Below are 14131 nucleotides of genomic sequence, written 5' to 3'. Positions count from 1 at the left end.
CTAGACCCTTAGCGTCGTCGGTTGCCGCCATCGCTGGCGGCGAGCAAGCCTTCAAGTGTCTCTGCGAGCGTCTGACGTTCGGCCGGCGCGAGGAAACTCCCCACCTCCACCTGCCGGCCGCTGGACGCAAGCCGGACCCTCTCATCGTCGGCGAGCAGGCGCACCCAATGCGGGTGAGCCCGGAACACCGGCAATCCACCGGGTACGGGGATGACCTCCACATACGCCGGCACTACCCGGATTTCCTCCTGCCGTTCGCCGCTGCGCCACAGGGCACGTAACGCGGCTGCCAGCAACAGGCTGTACAGCAGCGCGAACAGGGGGGCGAATGCATTGCCGGCCAACCACCCCAGGGCGGAGACCAGCCACATCGCTCCCGACAACACGGTGAACAACAGGACGAACTGCCGGGCATCGAGCGCCCGTGGGGGACGCAGCCGCAGCTGCGTACCTGACCCATCTGGAGCTGGAAGCACCTCGATCATGTCGCAACCGCGTTCCTGCCGCGGGAAACGTCTCGATGGTAGCCCCGCCGTCTCACCGGTAGCAAGGGTGCATTCACACTTTTTGCCATGCTGCAATACAGCATTCGCCCGGCGCCGCAAATGACGAATTCAGCACAAATAGTGTCGCGCTTGCTGAACACGCTGAATCCACCACCGTTAGGGGCTATCAGCATTCACGAAGGCGGCCGCGGGGCACTTCCGGAGGGCGCAAAAATGATTAAAATCGCCAAGTTTTCCATTGGCCGGACCGGCATGAACGCACCCTCCTCCTCCCTTGCCGCCCACGACGCCCCGCGTCATGGCGCGCTGCTGTCGCCGGAACTGCCGGCGTCCCCCAACCCGTTCCGCCAGGCCATTACCGACGCCTGGCTGAAGGACGAGGCCAGCCACGTCCGTGAGCTGCTGGCGCAGGCCCGCCTGCCCGCCGAGGAACAGGCCCGGGTGCAGGCGCTGGCCGCCGATCTGGTCGGCCGCGTGCGCGTGCGCGCCAAGGACCAGGGCGCGATCGAAGCCTTCATGCGCCAGTACGATCTGGGCAGCGAGGAAGGCGTACTGCTGATGTGCGTGGCCGAAGCGCTGCTGCGCATTCCGGACCAGGACACCGCCGACAAACTGATCCGCGACAAGCTGGCCGACGCCGACTGGGAAAAGCACCTGGGCGGCAGTGACTCGGTACTGGTCAATGCCTCCACCTGGGGCCTGATGCTGACCGGCAAGCTGGTGCAGATGAACGATGCCACCCGTGCCGACGCACCCAGCGCGTTCAAGCGCCTGGTCGGACGCGTGGGTGAGCCGGTGATCCGCCTGGCCGTGCGCCAGGCGATGAAGATCATGGGCCATCAGTTCGTCATGGGCCGCACCATCAGCGAGGCGCTCGCGCGTTCGCACAAGGGCGACAACGCCAGCTATCGCTATTCCTTCGACATGCTGGGCGAAGGTGCCCTGACCATGAAGGATGCGCTGCGCTATCTGGAAGACTACCGTCGTGCGATCCACGCCATCGGCGGTGACCACAAGGCACGCGGTGGCCGTCCCGACGGCGACGTCAACAACGCACCGGGCATCTCGATCAAGCTGTCGGCGCTGTACCCTCGCTACGAACATGCCAAGCGCGAGCGCGTGCTGAAGGACCTGGTGCCGGGCGTGCTGGAACTGGCGCAGCTGGCCAAGAGCTACGGCATCGGCTGCACCGTCGACGCCGAGGAGTCCGACCGCCTCGAGCTTTCGCTGGACATCATCGAGCAGGTGTTCTGCGACGCCTCGCTGGCCGGCTGGGACGGCTTCGGCGTCGTGGTGCAGGCCTACCAGAAGCGCACCCCGTACACGATCGACCACTTGGCCGACATGGCCCGCCGTGCCGGTCGCCGCCTGCAGGTGCGCCTGGTCAAGGGCGCCTACTGGGATGCCGAGATCAAGCGCGCGCAGATCGAGGGCTACCCGGGCTACCCGGTGTTCACCCGCAAGCAGAACACCGACGTGTCCTACCTGGCCTGTGCCAAGCGTCTGTTCACACATGCCGATGCGATCTACCCGATGTTCGCCACCCACAACGCGCACACCATCGCGGCCGTGCGCAGCATTGCCAACGGCGGCGTGTACGAGCACCAGAAGCTGCACGGCATGGGCGACGATCTCTACGCCGAAGTGGTGCCGGCCGATCGTCTCGGCCTTCCCTGCCGCGTCTATGCGCCGGTCGGATCGCATGAGGATCTGCTGCCGTACCTGGTGCGGCGCCTGCTGGAAAACGGCGCCAACTCCAGCTTCGTCAACCGCATCACCGACGAACGCGTGCCGATCTCCGATCTGATCCGCGATCCGGTCGAGATGGTGTCCTCGTTCGAATCGATTCCGCATCCCAAGATCCCGCTGCCGGTTGACCTGCTGCGCAGCCAGAACCACGACAGGAAGAACTCCATGGGCGCCAATCTCGCCAACGACAACGAACTGCGCGCCCTGGCCGGGCAGCTCAACGCGGCAGTGAAGCCGTGGCAGGCCGCGCCGCTGGTGCCGGGTGCGACCCCCGCAGGCGCGCCGCAACCGGTAACCAACCCCGCCGATACCCGCGAAGTGGTCGGCCAGTGGCTGCCCGCCGATACCGCCACCGTGCAGAAGGCGCTGGCCAATGCCGTGGCCGCGCAGCCGGCCTGGAACCGCACCCCGGCAGCAAGCCGCGCCGCCATTCTCGAGCACGCCGCCGACCAGCTCGAAGCACGCATGCCCGAGTTCATGGCGCTGTGCGTGAAGGAAGCCGGCAAGAGCCTGCCCGACAGCATTGCCGAAGTGCGTGAAGCGGTCGACTTCCTGCGCTACTACGCCAAGCAGGCACGCGAGCAGTTCGGACATGCCGAGAAGCTGCCGAGCCCCACCGGCGAATCCAACGAGCTGCAGCTGCACGGCCGTGGCGTGTTTGTCTGCATCAGCCCGTGGAACTTCCCGCTGGCGATCTTCCTGGGCCAGGTGGCCGCCGCACTGGCTGCCGGCAACAGCGTCATCGCCAAGCCGGCAGAGCAGACCAACCTGGTCGGCTACTACGCCGTGAAGCTGCTGCATGACGCCGGCGTGCCGGCCGAGGTGGTGCAGTTCCTGCCGGGCGATGGTGCCACCGTCGGCGCGGCGCTGACCGCCGATCCGCGCGTGGCGGGCGTGGCCTTCACCGGCTCCACCGACACCGCACGTGCGATCAACCGCGCGATGGCCGCGCGTGATGCCGCCATCGGCGTGCTGATCGCCGAGACGGGTGGCCAGAACGCCTTCATCGCCGACTCCTCGGCGCTGCCGGAACAGCTGGTCAAGGATGCGATCGGCTCGGCCTTCACCTCGGCCGGCCAGCGCTGCTCGGCCGCACGCGTGCTGTTCGTGCAGGACGACATCGCCGACAAGGTGATGACCATGCTGGCCGGCGCCATGAAGGAACTGAAGGTCGGCGACCCCGGCCTGCTGTCCACCGACGTCGGCCCGGTGATCGACGCCGATGCGCTGAAGATCCTGCAGGACCATGCCGAACGCATGGACCGCGAAGCGCGCCTGATCGCTGCGGCTGAACTGTCCGCCGAGGCTGCCCACGGCACCTTCTTCGCACCGCGCGCGTACGAACTGAAGAACCTGGGCCAGCTGCAGAAGGAGATCTTCGGGCCGGTCCTGCACGTCATCCGCTGGAAGGGTGAGCAGCTGGACGCGGTGATCGAGCAGATCAATGCCACCGGCTACGGCCTGACCCTGGGCGTGCACTCGCGCATCGACGAGACCGTCGATCGCATCACCAACGGCATCCAGGTCGGCAATGTGTATGTCAACCGCAACCAGATCGGTGCAGTGGTCGGTGTGCAGCCATTCGGCGGCCAGGGCCTGTCCGGCACCGGACCGAAGGCCGGTGGCCCACATTATCTGCTGCGCTTTGCCACCGAGAAGACCGTCACGGTGAACACCACGGCCGCTGGTGGTAACGCCTCGCTGCTGACGCTGGGCGACTGATCACCGGGTTGATGTGGTCAACGAAAAACCCCGCGGAAGCGGGGTTTTTCGTGCCTCGCTTGCTGTAGAACCGAGCCCGCGCTTGGCTTTTCCGGCGCAGCCGAGCGTGGGCTCGGCGCTACAGGGAGCCAGGTGCCGCCGTGGCCTCGGCACGCATCAGATTGCGCCAGTGGCGCAACGCCACCAGTGCATTGATCCAGAAACCGACGTACAGGATCGACGTCAGGTGCAGGCCACGGCTGTAGTACAGGGGCACGGCGATCGTGTTGACAAGCAGCCACACCCACCACGATTCCAGCTTGCGGCGCATCATCAGGATCTGCGCGATCACGCTCAGCACCAGTACCGCCGAATCGACGTAGGGCGCATAGGCGTGGGTCAGGCGGGTCAGCATCCAGCCGTAGCCGAACGTGGCCAGGGCCGCCGTCGGCAGCAGCCACATTCCCGTGCGCGGGCGCAGCGAGGTGATCGGCAGCGGTGCGCCGTGGTTGCCACGCAGCCATTGCCACCATCCCAGCACGCTGATGGCGATGAAGAAGAACTGCAGCACCATGTCGGCGAACAGGTGTGAGCGCTCGAAGACAACGGCGAACAACGCGCAGCCGACAATGCCCAGCCACCAGGTGTGGACGTTGTTGCGTCCCGCCAGCAGGATCGAGCCTGCGACCGCTACGTTGGCGGCCAGCTCCAGCTGGAAGTTCGGATCGGACAGGTTCATGCGGCCATTGTCGTAGATCCACAGCCCGCGTGGATGCGCGCTGCACAAACAAAAGGCCCCGCTTGCGCGGGGCCCTTCGTGTACTGGATGAGGCCGAAGCCTGGATCAGAACTTGTACTGCAGCGATGCGGCCAGCACGTCGCCACTGACCTTGTACTTGCCGATGACGGTGTTGGCCGTCGCCGAGGTCGAGTAGATGTCCGGATCCTTGGTGAACAGGTGGGTGTAGCCCACGCTGTACTCCAGCTTGTCCGACGCTGCGTAGGTCATACCCAGCGACAGCCACTTGCGGGTGGTGTCCGGCACGCGGACGTCACGGTGCTCGTAGGTGGTCGGGGTCTGATCGTAGGCCAGGCCGCCGCGCAGGGTCAGCTTGTCGTTGACCTTGTAATCGGTACCGATTGCCGCGAAGGTGGTATCGCGGTAGTGGAACGGCAGCACGCTGTCCGGCTGGTTGGAGTCATAGTCGACGGTGACCTGGTCAAACTTGCTCCAGGCAGTACGGGTGACTTCAGCCATGACCTGCCACTGGTCGTTCACCCGATGGGTGATGCCGACGGTCGCGCTGGCCGGCAGGGTGATGGTGGCGCGGCCGTTGCTGTCGATGAAGGTACCGGTATTGGCCAGGAAGGCCGCGGCATTCTGCGGAATGGTGAAGTCGGCGGTGCCGTCGGTGATCTTGTGTTCGACCTCCGAGCGGTAGCTGAAGGCGATGTTGGTGCCTTCCACCGGGCTGACGGTCATGCCCAGGGTATAGCCGACCGACACTTCGTCACCCTTGATGCGCAGGTAGCCATCAGCGGTGCCCGGAGCGAAGCCCAGCTGGGCCGCCTGGCGGGCAGCAGCCTGCGAAGCGGCAGCGGCCTGGGCCGGAGTACCGCCGGCCTGCAGCACGCGGGCGGCAGCCTGGCGCTGGGCCGTGGCGTTGATCGCGGTGCCGGTGTCGACGGCGCTGGTCAGGTCAACGTTCAGGCGCTCGGCGAACACCGAAGCACCAAACGACAGGTACGGGTTGACGTCGTACGAGAACGCGACGCCCAGGTCGATCGCCTGCAGTTCGGTCTTGACGCCGTTGTAGCGGCCGACCCAGTCACGGTCGTATTCGGTCTTGAAGCCGAACGGAACGGTCAGCGAGGCACCGAAGTGCATGTTCTCGTTCTCGCCGAACGGCAGGTGGAAGTAGGCCGCCGGGACCGGGGCGATCATGCCGGCGTCGCCGCCGTTGCCACCCGAGATCGGCGCGCCGTTGCCGTATTCGCCACGGCCGCGGAACTTGGCACCGAAGCTGATGGCGCTGACGTCGCCCTGCAGCAGGGTACCGTCGAGCAGGCGCATGGAGGCCGGGTTGGTGGCGATGACCGAGGCGTCACCTTCGGTCGAGGTGGAGCCGGCGAAGGCGCGGCCCAGGCCCTTGGCGCTGTTTTCCTTCAGCTGGAAGGCAGCAGCGTTGGCGTCGGCGGCGGCCAGCGCACCGGCAACGCCGACGGCCAGCAGGGTCAGACGGGCAATGGTGGAAGCGGTTTGCATCGTAGTTCTCTCTCCGGTAAGCGGTGATGTTGCTCTGAGTGCGCCTGCGCCCGGCAGGCCCTGGGGCCCATCGGAGCGCGCCGGATTCCCCTCCCGACATACGACGCCGTATGCGAGTATTACCCAGAGCCGTTAATGAAACAATAACAGCGGCGGCGCTTTTTTCGTCGCAAAACCTGAACAGGAGCGCCCCCGCCATGGAGCCCGGCGCGCTAGGCTTGTCGCCATGTTCGTTTCCCTTCCGTCGCGCAAGAAGGCCGCCCTGCGCTGGGCCACACCCGTGCTGTTTGCGGCACTGTGGCTGGCTTTCCTGTGGTCGATCTCACGGCCGGATGATGCCAGGGGCAGCCTGTGGCTCGACTGGGGCGCGCTCTCCACCGGGCTGACCCATCCGCTGGACTGGTGGGCCACCCTGCAGGACGGCAGCGTGCTGCGCCTGTTCACAGCCCTGTTCCTGCATGCGGACTGGTCGCACCTGCTGGGCAATCTGGTCTTCCTGCTGATCTTCGGCCTGCCGGCAGAGCGGGTACTGGGGCCATGGCGCCTGTTGCTGCTGTTCCTGGTCGGCGGCGCGGTCTCCAACTTGGTGGCGATCTACACCATGGGCAGCCCGGACCAGATCATCATCGGTGCCAGCGGCGCGGTGTCGGCCCTGATCGGCGCCTACCTGGCCCTGTTCCCGGGCGCGCGACTGGGCGTGGTGATTCCCCTCGGCCTGTTCCTGGAGTTCGTACGCGCCCCGGCCTATCTGCTGATCGGCGTATGGGCAGCACTGCAGGTGGTGTTCGCCTATATCGGCCCGACCTTCGGCATGGTGGCCTGGTGGGCCCACATCGGCGGCTTCGTGTTCGGCGTGGTGTATGGCGTGTACGTGCGCGCAGCGATCGCGCGCCGCCTGCGCAAGCGGCACGGGTTCTAGGCAACCGGCCGGCGCCGCCGGGCGTGGCCCGGCGCTGCCTCAGGGCTTTGCCGGGGCCGGGCTCGGCTTTGCTTCCGGCTTTGCTTCCGGCTTTGCTTCCGGCTTTGCTTCCGGCTTGGCGGTCGCCGCGTCGGCGGCCTTTTCCGCTTCCGCCTTCGCGGCTTCGGCCTTCAGTCGCGCGGCCACCGAACCGGGATGCTTCAGTTCGGCGAGCGCATCGTTGATCGGGCCATCGCCCGGCAACACCGCGCCTGCCCGATAACCTTCGGTTCCTTCATCGTCGCCGCGCAGATGACCCGGCAGGGTGGCTTCGCTGTAGTCGCTCAGGCTGGCCGGCAGCGCGTCATCCTCAGGGCGCGGCGCAGGCTTGAGCTCCACATCCGGCACGATGCCGGTGGCCTGGATCGACTTGCCGCTGGGCGTGTAATAGCGCGCCGTGGTCAGCTTCACCGAATCGCCGTTGTCCAGCGGCAGCACGGTCTGCACCGAGCCCTTTCCGAACGTGCGGCTGCCAACCACGCGTGCGCGGCCATTGTCGCGCAATGCACCGGCCAGCACTTCCGAGGCGCTGGCCGAACCCGCATCGGCCAGCACCACCACCGGTGCGCCCTTCAACAGGTCGCCCGGCGTGGCGTCGAAACGCGCATCGCTGATGCTGATGCGGCCCCGCGTACTGACGATGTTGCCCTTGTCCAGCAGATCGTCGGCCACCTGCACAGCGGCGGTCAGCAGGCCACCCGGATTGCTGCGCAGGTCCAGCACCAGCCCCTTCAGCGTTCCACCGGACTGCTTCTGCAGCTGCTGCACATGCTTCTGGAAATCCGAACCGGTGTCGGCCTGGAAGGTACTCAGGCGGATGTAGCCATAGCCCGGTTCCAGCAGGCGGCTACGCACGCTGGTGACGCGGATCGTCTGCCGGGTCAGGCTGACATCGAAAGGCTTCGGCCGGCCGTCGCGCACGATGGTCAGCACCACCTTGCTGCCGGCCGGGCCCCGCAGCGGCTCACTGGCATCGATCGCACTGATCGGCTTGCCATCGATGGCGATGATCAGATCGCCCGCGAGGATGCCGGCCTTGGCCGCCGGCGTGTCATCGATCGGCGCGATCACCTTCATGCTGGCGTTGTCCGGCTGCTGCTGCAGCTCGACGCCGATGCCCTCGTAGGCACCGGAGGCCTGCTCGTCGAAGGCCTGCGCATCTTCCTTGTTGAAATACGTGCTGTGAGGGTCGAGGTCGAGCAGCAGGCCACTGACCGCCGACTGCATCAGCTTGTTGTCGTCGACCGGGTCGACATAGGCCGCGCGCACCGCGTTGTACACCGCCACGAAACGGCGGATGTCTTCCAGCGGCACCTTCGAGGTCACCGCCTCCTCGCTGCTCGCCGCCTGCCCGCTGTTCGCAGCGGTCGGGGCCGGCGCGGTCTGCTGCGCCCAGGACAGCGCTGGCAACAGGGCCAGCAAGAGGGTGGCGGTACGGGCTGCGCGCATGGAGCACTCCTGTCGACGGTGGCATCGTGCCCAAGGCACAGGCACCGATTATGCGCGAAGCACAGCTAAATTCCCGTTGAACCCACGCAGTCCGTGCAGGCCCCGGGTTCAGCGGCGCTGCAGCCAGCTGTCTGGATTGACCGGCTGCCCGCCACGACGCAGCTCGAAATACAGTGCGGTCACGCCCTGGCCGCCGGAGTTGCCGACCTTGGCGACCGCATCGCCACGGCTGACCCGCGCACCTGCATCCTTCAGCAGCGTGTCGTTATGCGCATAGAGGCTCATGTAGCCGTTGCCGTGATCGACGATCAGGATCATGCCGTAACCGGTCATCCAATCGGAGAAGACGACCGTGCCATCGGCTACCGCGGTCACCGTGCTGCCGGCCGGGGCACCGATCAGCACGCCGCTGCTGGTGCGGCCATCTGGCAGCTTGCCGCCATAGCGTGCCAGCAGATTGCCCGACAGCGGCCACCCCAGTCCCCCCACCTTCGGTGCCGGCGCCGATGCCACGGCCGGCGGCACCTTGGTCGCCGGCGGCGGTCGGCCTTCGGCGGCGGCCTGGCGTGCAGCGCGTTCGGCGGCGGCCTTCTCCGCGGCAGCCCGGCGCGCTGCCGCGCGACGCTCGGCTTCGGCCCGCGCTGCGGCCGCGCGCAGATTGGCCAGCAGGGTTTCCAGTGCCTTGGCATCCTGCCCCAATGCCTGTTCCTTCTCGCGCCGGTCCTTGAAGCGTTCGTCCAGCGAGGCCACGGTCTGCGCACGTTCGCGACGATCGGCCGCCAGCGCAGCCGCCTGCTGCTTCTGCTCGCGCTGGGTCCCCTGCAGCTGCTGCTGGCGTTCGGCAATCTGTGCCTGCAGCGCCTCCAGTTCCTTGAGATCGGCAGTCAATGCGGTGATGCGCTGCGCGCGCTCGCGCTGCAGGTACCGGTGGTAGGCCAGTGCACGGTTGGCATCGGCCACCGTGTCCTGTGACAGCAGCAGCTTGAGCGGGGCGTGGTTGCCCAGCTGATAGGCCGCGCGCAGCAACCCGGCCAGTTCGCGATGCTGCTGCGCCAGGTTGGACTGCAGGGTCGTGCGACGTCGCTCGGCCTCGGCCAGTGCCTGGTTCTGCTCGCGCAGCGCCGCCTCGGTCTGGGCCAGCACACGGCCGCTGCGGGCCACCTTCTCATCGGCCGCGCGCAGCTGCTGAGATGCCTGGCCACGCTGGCCCTCAAGCTGGCGGCGCTCCTGCGCGACGCCCTTCAGCTCGCTGCGCAGCTTCTGCAGCTTGCGCTCCGTTTCGCGCGTGTTCTGTGCACCTGACGGAAGCGGCAGCGCCAATGCCAAGGCCAGCCCCAGCAGCAGGCAGCGCCCGCCGCGGGCAGCGGCGATGTGATGTCGGCGTGAGGGGAAGGCGTTGTTGCGCAAGGGCTTTCCAGTGACTTCAGGCAGTTGCAGGGGCGATTGGGGAATGGTGACATCAACGCACGCGGCCTGCCAGCCGCACATCCACCGAGGGACCCATGAACATTCGATCCATTCCGCTGCTGTTGGGCGTGCTGCTGGCCAGCAGTCCCGCCTGGGCACAGGACAACATCAGCAAGGTCAACGGCAGCATCACCGCCGAAGCCGGGCAGCGCTACGGCAAGCTGGATACCGTCAACGGCGGCATCCGCGTCGGCGAAGGCGGCGAAACCGGCAGCATCGATACCGTCAACGGTGGGGTGAAGGTCGCCGACCGCGCCCGTACCGGCAGCATCGAAACGGTCAACGGCGGGGTGCGCCTGGGCCGTGAGGTGATCGCGCGCGGCAACGTCAGCACGGTCAATGGCAGCATCTTCAGTGATCGCGGCAGCCAGATCGAAGGCGGCGTGGAGACCGTCAACGGTGGCATCGGCCTGGTCGAGAGCCGCGTCAGCAAGGACGTGGAAACCGTCAATGGCGATATCACCGTGGGCATCGGCTCCCAGGTCGACGGCGGCGTGCGCGTGCGCAAGCCCAGCTTCAGCGTCTCGCTGACGGCCGTCCGCAAGCCGCGGGTCATCATCGGCCCGAACGCCGTGGTCAGTGGCGCCCTGCACTTCGAGCGGGACGTGGTGCTGTACGTGCACCGCACTGCGCGCATCGGCCCGGTCAGCGGCGCCGATCCCATTCCGTTCGACAGCGAAACCGCGCCGGCGGACTGAGCCCACCGATTCGGGGATACTCCCCGTTCCCGGCCGCACCACCGTGCGGCCCTCCCTTGTTTCCCAGGAACCGATGATGCCCCGCAAACTCCTCCTGTGCCTGGCCGCCGCGGCCGCGCTCAGTGCCTGCAAAGGCAATGACTCCCCGGCGCCGAGCGCCGGCACCGACAGTACCGCCCCGTCCACCGCGACCGCGGGCCATGCGTTCTCGCCGGAGATCAATGCCGCCGATTTCGCCGAGATGGTCAAGACCCTGGCCTCCGACGAGTTCGAAGGGCGAGCACCGGGCAGCAAGGGCGAAGAGCTGACGGTCAACTACATCCGCGACCAGATGCAACGCATCGGCCTGAAGCCAGGCAATGGCGACAGCTGGTTCCAGGACGTGCCGATGACCGAAACCACGGCCGATGAGTCCACCGTGCTGAAGATCAACCAGGGCGGCAAGACCACCGAGCTGAAGTTCGGCACTGACATGGTGGTCGGCACGCGTACCGGCCAGGCCGAGATCAGCATCGATGCCAGCGACCTGGTGTTCGTCGGCTACGGTGTCGATGCACCGGAACAGAAGTGGAACGACTATGCCGGCCAGGACTGGAAGGGCAAGACGGTCGTCATGTTCGTCAACGACCCGGGGTTCCACGTCGATGACGAGACCCTGTTCGACGGCAAGCGCATGACCTATTACGGCCGCTGGACCTACAAGTTCGAGGAGGCCGCACGCAAGGGCGCCGCCGCGGCCCTGATCGTGCACGACACGGCCGGCGCCTCCTACGGCTGGGATGTGGTGAAGAACTCCTGGGCCGGACCGCAGTACGACCTGCCGGCCAAGGACGATCCGGAAGCACGCATCCCGGTGCAGGGCTGGCTGAGCGCCGACGCCGCACGCTCGCTGTTCGCCGCTGCGGGCCTGGACCTTGACCAGGCCTACAAGGACGCCAGCAAGCGCGGCTTCAAGCCGGTGCCGCTGAAAGCCACCGCATCCGTCGACCTCAAGAGCCGTATCGCACAGAAGCAGTCGCGCAACGTGGTCGGCGTCCTGCCGGGCACCAAGCGTGCCGACGAGGCCGTGCTGTACATGGCCCATTGGGATCACCTGGGCAAGCACGAGGGCGAGGAAGGCGACAACATCTACAACGGTGCGATCGACAATGCGACCGGCGTGGCAGGCATCCTGGAAGTCGCCGAAGCGATGGCCCACCAGGATCCGAAGCCGGAGCGTTCGGTGGTGTTCCTTGCCGTGACCCTGGAGGAATCCGGCCTGCTCGGCTCCAAGTACTACGTTGCGCATCCGACTTTCCCGCTGGACAGGATCGCCGGCGTCATCAACATCGACGCCATGTCCGTGGCCGGCCGCGCCAAAGACGTGACGGTGACCGGCTTCGGCAGCTCCGAGCTGGAAGACATCCTCAAGCCGCTGGCGGCGGCCCAGGGACGCACCCTGCACGGCGAAAGCTCGGTACAGAGTGGCTTCTACTTCCGTTCCGACCACTTCAATTTCGCCAAGGCAGGCGTCCCGGCGCTGTACGCCGACGGCGGCGAAGATCTGCGCGAAGGTGGGGTGGAAGCCGGCCGCAAGGCAGCAGCTGACTACGGCGCCAACCGCTACCATGGCCCGAAAGATGAGTTCGATGCGGCCAGCTGGAAGCTGGACGGCACTGTCGAAGACCTGCAGCTGATGTACGGCGTCGGCAAGGAGCTTGCCGGTGGCGACCGCTGGCCGAACTGGTATGAAGGCAATCCCTTCAAAGCCGCCCGCGACACGATGATGAAGGCCAAGACCCCGGCCCGCTAACGTCGCGCCATGCTCGACTGAACGCTATCGAGGTCAGAGCGGCGCCCTACGGGGCGCCGCTTTTTTTGTGCGATCGCAGCTCGGTGGCCGCTTTCCGTGCATAAAGAAAAACCCCGCTGCGCGAGCAGCGGGGTTTTGGGTGTAAACCCTGGCGATGACCTACTCTCGCATGGCTTGAGCCACACTACCATCGGCGCGGCTGCGTTTCACTTCCGAGTTCGGGATGGGATCGGGTGGTTCCACAGCGCTAATTTCACCAGGGAGACGGTTGCAGCAGCGCCTGCGGCGCCAGCTTCGCGATCTTGCCCTTGGGCGGAAGCCACCCGGAAAATGCAGTGCCTTCATTAAAAGGAAAAACCCCGCTGCGTGAGCAGCGGGGTTTTTGGGTATAAACCCTGGCGATGACCTACTCTCGCATGGCTTGAGCCACACTACCATCGGCGCAGCTGCGTTTCACTTCCGAGTTCGGGATGGGATCGGGTGGTTCCACAGCGCTAATTTCACCAGGGAGGCTTTTGGAGAGTCGCACTCGTCCCGATGGGACAAGGCGCCAGCCTCGCATAGTTCTTGTGACGTAGCGTGCACTTGGATGCTCTTACGACGCTGTCGTAAAGCCAAGGCAACTTGAGGTTATATGGTCAAGCCGCACGGATCATTAGTATCAGTTAGCTCAATACATTGCTGTACTTACACACCTGACCTATCAACCACGTAGTCTACATGGTTCCTTCAGGGGGCTTGTGCCCCGGGAGATCTCATCTTGAGGCGCGCTTCCCGCTTAGATGCTTTCAGCGGTTATCGCTTCCGAACATAGCTACCCGGCAATGCCACTGGCGTGACAACCGGAACACCAGAGGTTCGTCCACTCCGGTCCTCTCGTACTAGGAGCAGCCCCTCTCAAATCTCCAACGCCCATGGCAGATAGGGACCGAACTGTCTCACGACGTTCTGAACCCAGCTCGCGTACCACTTTAAATGGCGAACAGCCATACCCTTGGGACCGACTACAGCCCCAGGATGTGATGAGCCGACATCGAGGTGCCAAACACCGCCGTCGATATGAACTCTTGGGCGGTATCAGCCTGTTATCCCCGGAGTACCTTTTATCCGTTGAGCGATGGCCCTTCCATACAGAACCACCGGATCACTAAGTCCTAGTTTCCTACCTGCTTGATCCGTCGATCTTGCAGTCAAGCACGCTTATGCCTTTGCACACAGTGCGCGATGTCCGACCGCGCTGAGCGTACCTTCGAGCTCCTCCGTTACTCTTTAGGAGGAGACCGCCCCAGTCAAACTACCCACCATACACGGTCCCCGACCCAGATAATGGGCCCAGGTTAGAACGTCAAGCACGACAGGGTGGTATTTCAAGGATGGCTCCACCACAGCTAGCGCCATGGTTTCATAGCCTCCCACCTATCCTACACAGACGAACTCAACGTTCAGTGTAAAGCTATAGTAAAGGTTCACGGGGTCTTTCCGTCTTGCCACGGGAACGCTGCATCTTCACAGCGATTTCAATTTCACTGAGTCTCGGGTGGAGAC

General features: G+C 65.6%; 9 protein-coding genes and 3 rRNA genes (1 of these 12 cut by a window edge). 4 read left to right on the top strand and 8 right to left on the bottom strand.

The features are described 5' to 3' along the window. Positions 1-8: 8 nt before the first annotated feature. Positions 9-485 (bottom strand): DUF2244 domain-containing protein, encoded by a 477-nt coding sequence (locus tag N8888_RS01570; RefSeq protein ID WP_065182572.1) that lies wholly within the window; start codon positions 483-485, stop codon positions 9-11. 273 nt (positions 486-758) lie between these two features. Between N8888_RS01570 and putA the strand changes: the two genes are divergently transcribed. Next, a complete protein-coding gene (gene putA / locus N8888_RS01565) occupies positions 759-3977 on the top strand; it encodes a bifunctional proline dehydrogenase/L-glutamate gamma-semialdehyde dehydrogenase PutA (protein ID WP_263176933.1) in 3219 nt (1072 codons plus the stop codon). Positions 3978-4095: 118 nt separating this feature from the next. Here the strand turns inward: putA and pnuC are convergent, their stop codons facing one another. Together pnuC and N8888_RS01555 are read right to left on the bottom strand one after the other, a co-directional pair. Then, a complete protein-coding gene (pnuC, locus tag N8888_RS01560; protein ID WP_065175455.1) occupies positions 4096-4695 on the bottom strand; it encodes a nicotinamide riboside transporter PnuC in 600 nt (199 codons plus the stop codon). A 105-nt stretch (positions 4696-4800) separates the two neighbouring features. Then, complete coding sequence (locus tag N8888_RS01555) at positions 4801-6222, bottom strand: outer membrane protein transport protein (RefSeq protein ID WP_065175449.1); 1422 nt, start codon at positions 6220-6222, stop codon at positions 4801-4803. Between the two features lie 226 nt (positions 6223-6448). On the opposite strand from N8888_RS01555, the gene N8888_RS01550 reads away from it, so the two are divergent. Continuing rightward, entirely contained in the window at positions 6449-7141 is a 693-nt protein-coding gene (locus N8888_RS01550; protein WP_053520204.1) for a rhomboid family intramembrane serine protease, read from the top strand. 39 nt (positions 7142-7180) lie between these two features. On the opposite strand, the gene N8888_RS01545 is transcribed toward N8888_RS01550, so the two are convergent. Together N8888_RS01545 and N8888_RS01540 are read right to left on the bottom strand one after the other, a co-directional pair. After that, positions 7181-8629, bottom strand: coding sequence for a S41 family peptidase (locus tag N8888_RS01545; protein ID WP_263176930.1), 1449 nt, complete (start codon positions 8627-8629; stop codon positions 7181-7183). 108 nt (positions 8630-8737) lie between these two features. After that, complete coding sequence (locus N8888_RS01540) at positions 8738-10081, bottom strand: murein hydrolase activator EnvC family protein (protein WP_428992349.1); 1344 nt, start codon at positions 10079-10081, stop codon at positions 8738-8740. A gap of 50 nt (positions 10082-10131) precedes the next feature. Between N8888_RS01540 and N8888_RS01535 the strand changes: the two genes are divergently transcribed. Next, the gene (locus tag N8888_RS01535; protein WP_263176927.1) at positions 10132-10794 is read left to right on the top strand and encodes a DUF4097 family beta strand repeat-containing protein; all 663 of its coding nucleotides are present in this window, start codon (positions 10132-10134) and stop codon (positions 10792-10794) included. A 76-nt stretch (positions 10795-10870) separates the two neighbouring features. Then, complete coding sequence (locus tag N8888_RS01530) at positions 10871-12586, top strand: M28 family metallopeptidase (RefSeq protein ID WP_065175456.1); 1716 nt, start codon at positions 10871-10873, stop codon at positions 12584-12586. A 146-nt stretch (positions 12587-12732) separates the two neighbouring features. Here the strand turns inward: N8888_RS01530 and rrf (N8888_RS01525) are convergent. The 3 genes from rrf (N8888_RS01525) to N8888_RS01515 all read right to left on the bottom strand — a co-directional run. After that, positions 12733-12847: ribosomal RNA gene (rrf, locus tag N8888_RS01525) — 5S ribosomal RNA — on the bottom strand. 132 nt (positions 12848-12979) lie between these two features. Continuing rightward, positions 12980-13094: ribosomal RNA gene (gene rrf / locus N8888_RS01520) — 5S ribosomal RNA — on the bottom strand. A 126-nt stretch (positions 13095-13220) separates the two neighbouring features. Beyond that, a 23S ribosomal RNA gene (locus N8888_RS01515) occupies positions 13221-14131 on the bottom strand (it continues 1969 nt past the right edge of the window).

The organism is Stenotrophomonas maltophilia (assembly GCF_025642255.1).
In the GTDB taxonomy this organism is placed as follows: Bacteria; Pseudomonadota; Gammaproteobacteria; order Xanthomonadales; family Xanthomonadaceae; genus Stenotrophomonas; species Stenotrophomonas maltophilia_P.
The sequence above is the reverse complement of the archived record's forward strand: the minus strand, read 5'-3'. Positions and strand labels throughout refer to the sequence as shown.

Coding starts and splice junctions, on each gene's coding strand:
- N8888_RS01535 (WP_263176927.1), top strand. CDS start 10,132: ATGAACATTCGATCCATTCCGCTGCTGTTGGGCGTGCTGCTGGCCAGC.
- N8888_RS01550 (WP_053520204.1), top strand. CDS start 6,449: ATGTTCGTTTCCCTTCCGTCGCGCAAGAAGGCCGCCCTGCGCTGGGCC.
- N8888_RS01545 (WP_263176930.1), bottom strand. CDS start 8,629: ATGCGCGCAGCCCGTACCGCCACCCTCTTGCTGGCCCTGTTGCCAGCG.
- N8888_RS01530 (WP_065175456.1), top strand. CDS start 10,871: ATGCCCCGCAAACTCCTCCTGTGCCTGGCCGCCGCGGCCGCGCTCAGT.
- N8888_RS01570 (WP_065182572.1), bottom strand. CDS start 485: ATGATCGAGGTGCTTCCAGCTCCAGATGGGTCAGGTACGCAGCTGCGG.
- N8888_RS01555 (WP_065175449.1), bottom strand. CDS start 6,222: ATGCAAACCGCTTCCACCATTGCCCGTCTGACCCTGCTGGCCGTCGGC.
- pnuC (WP_065175455.1), bottom strand. CDS start 4,695: ATGAACCTGTCCGATCCGAACTTCCAGCTGGAGCTGGCCGCCAACGTA.
- putA (WP_263176933.1), top strand. CDS start 759: ATGAACGCACCCTCCTCCTCCCTTGCCGCCCACGACGCCCCGCGTCAT.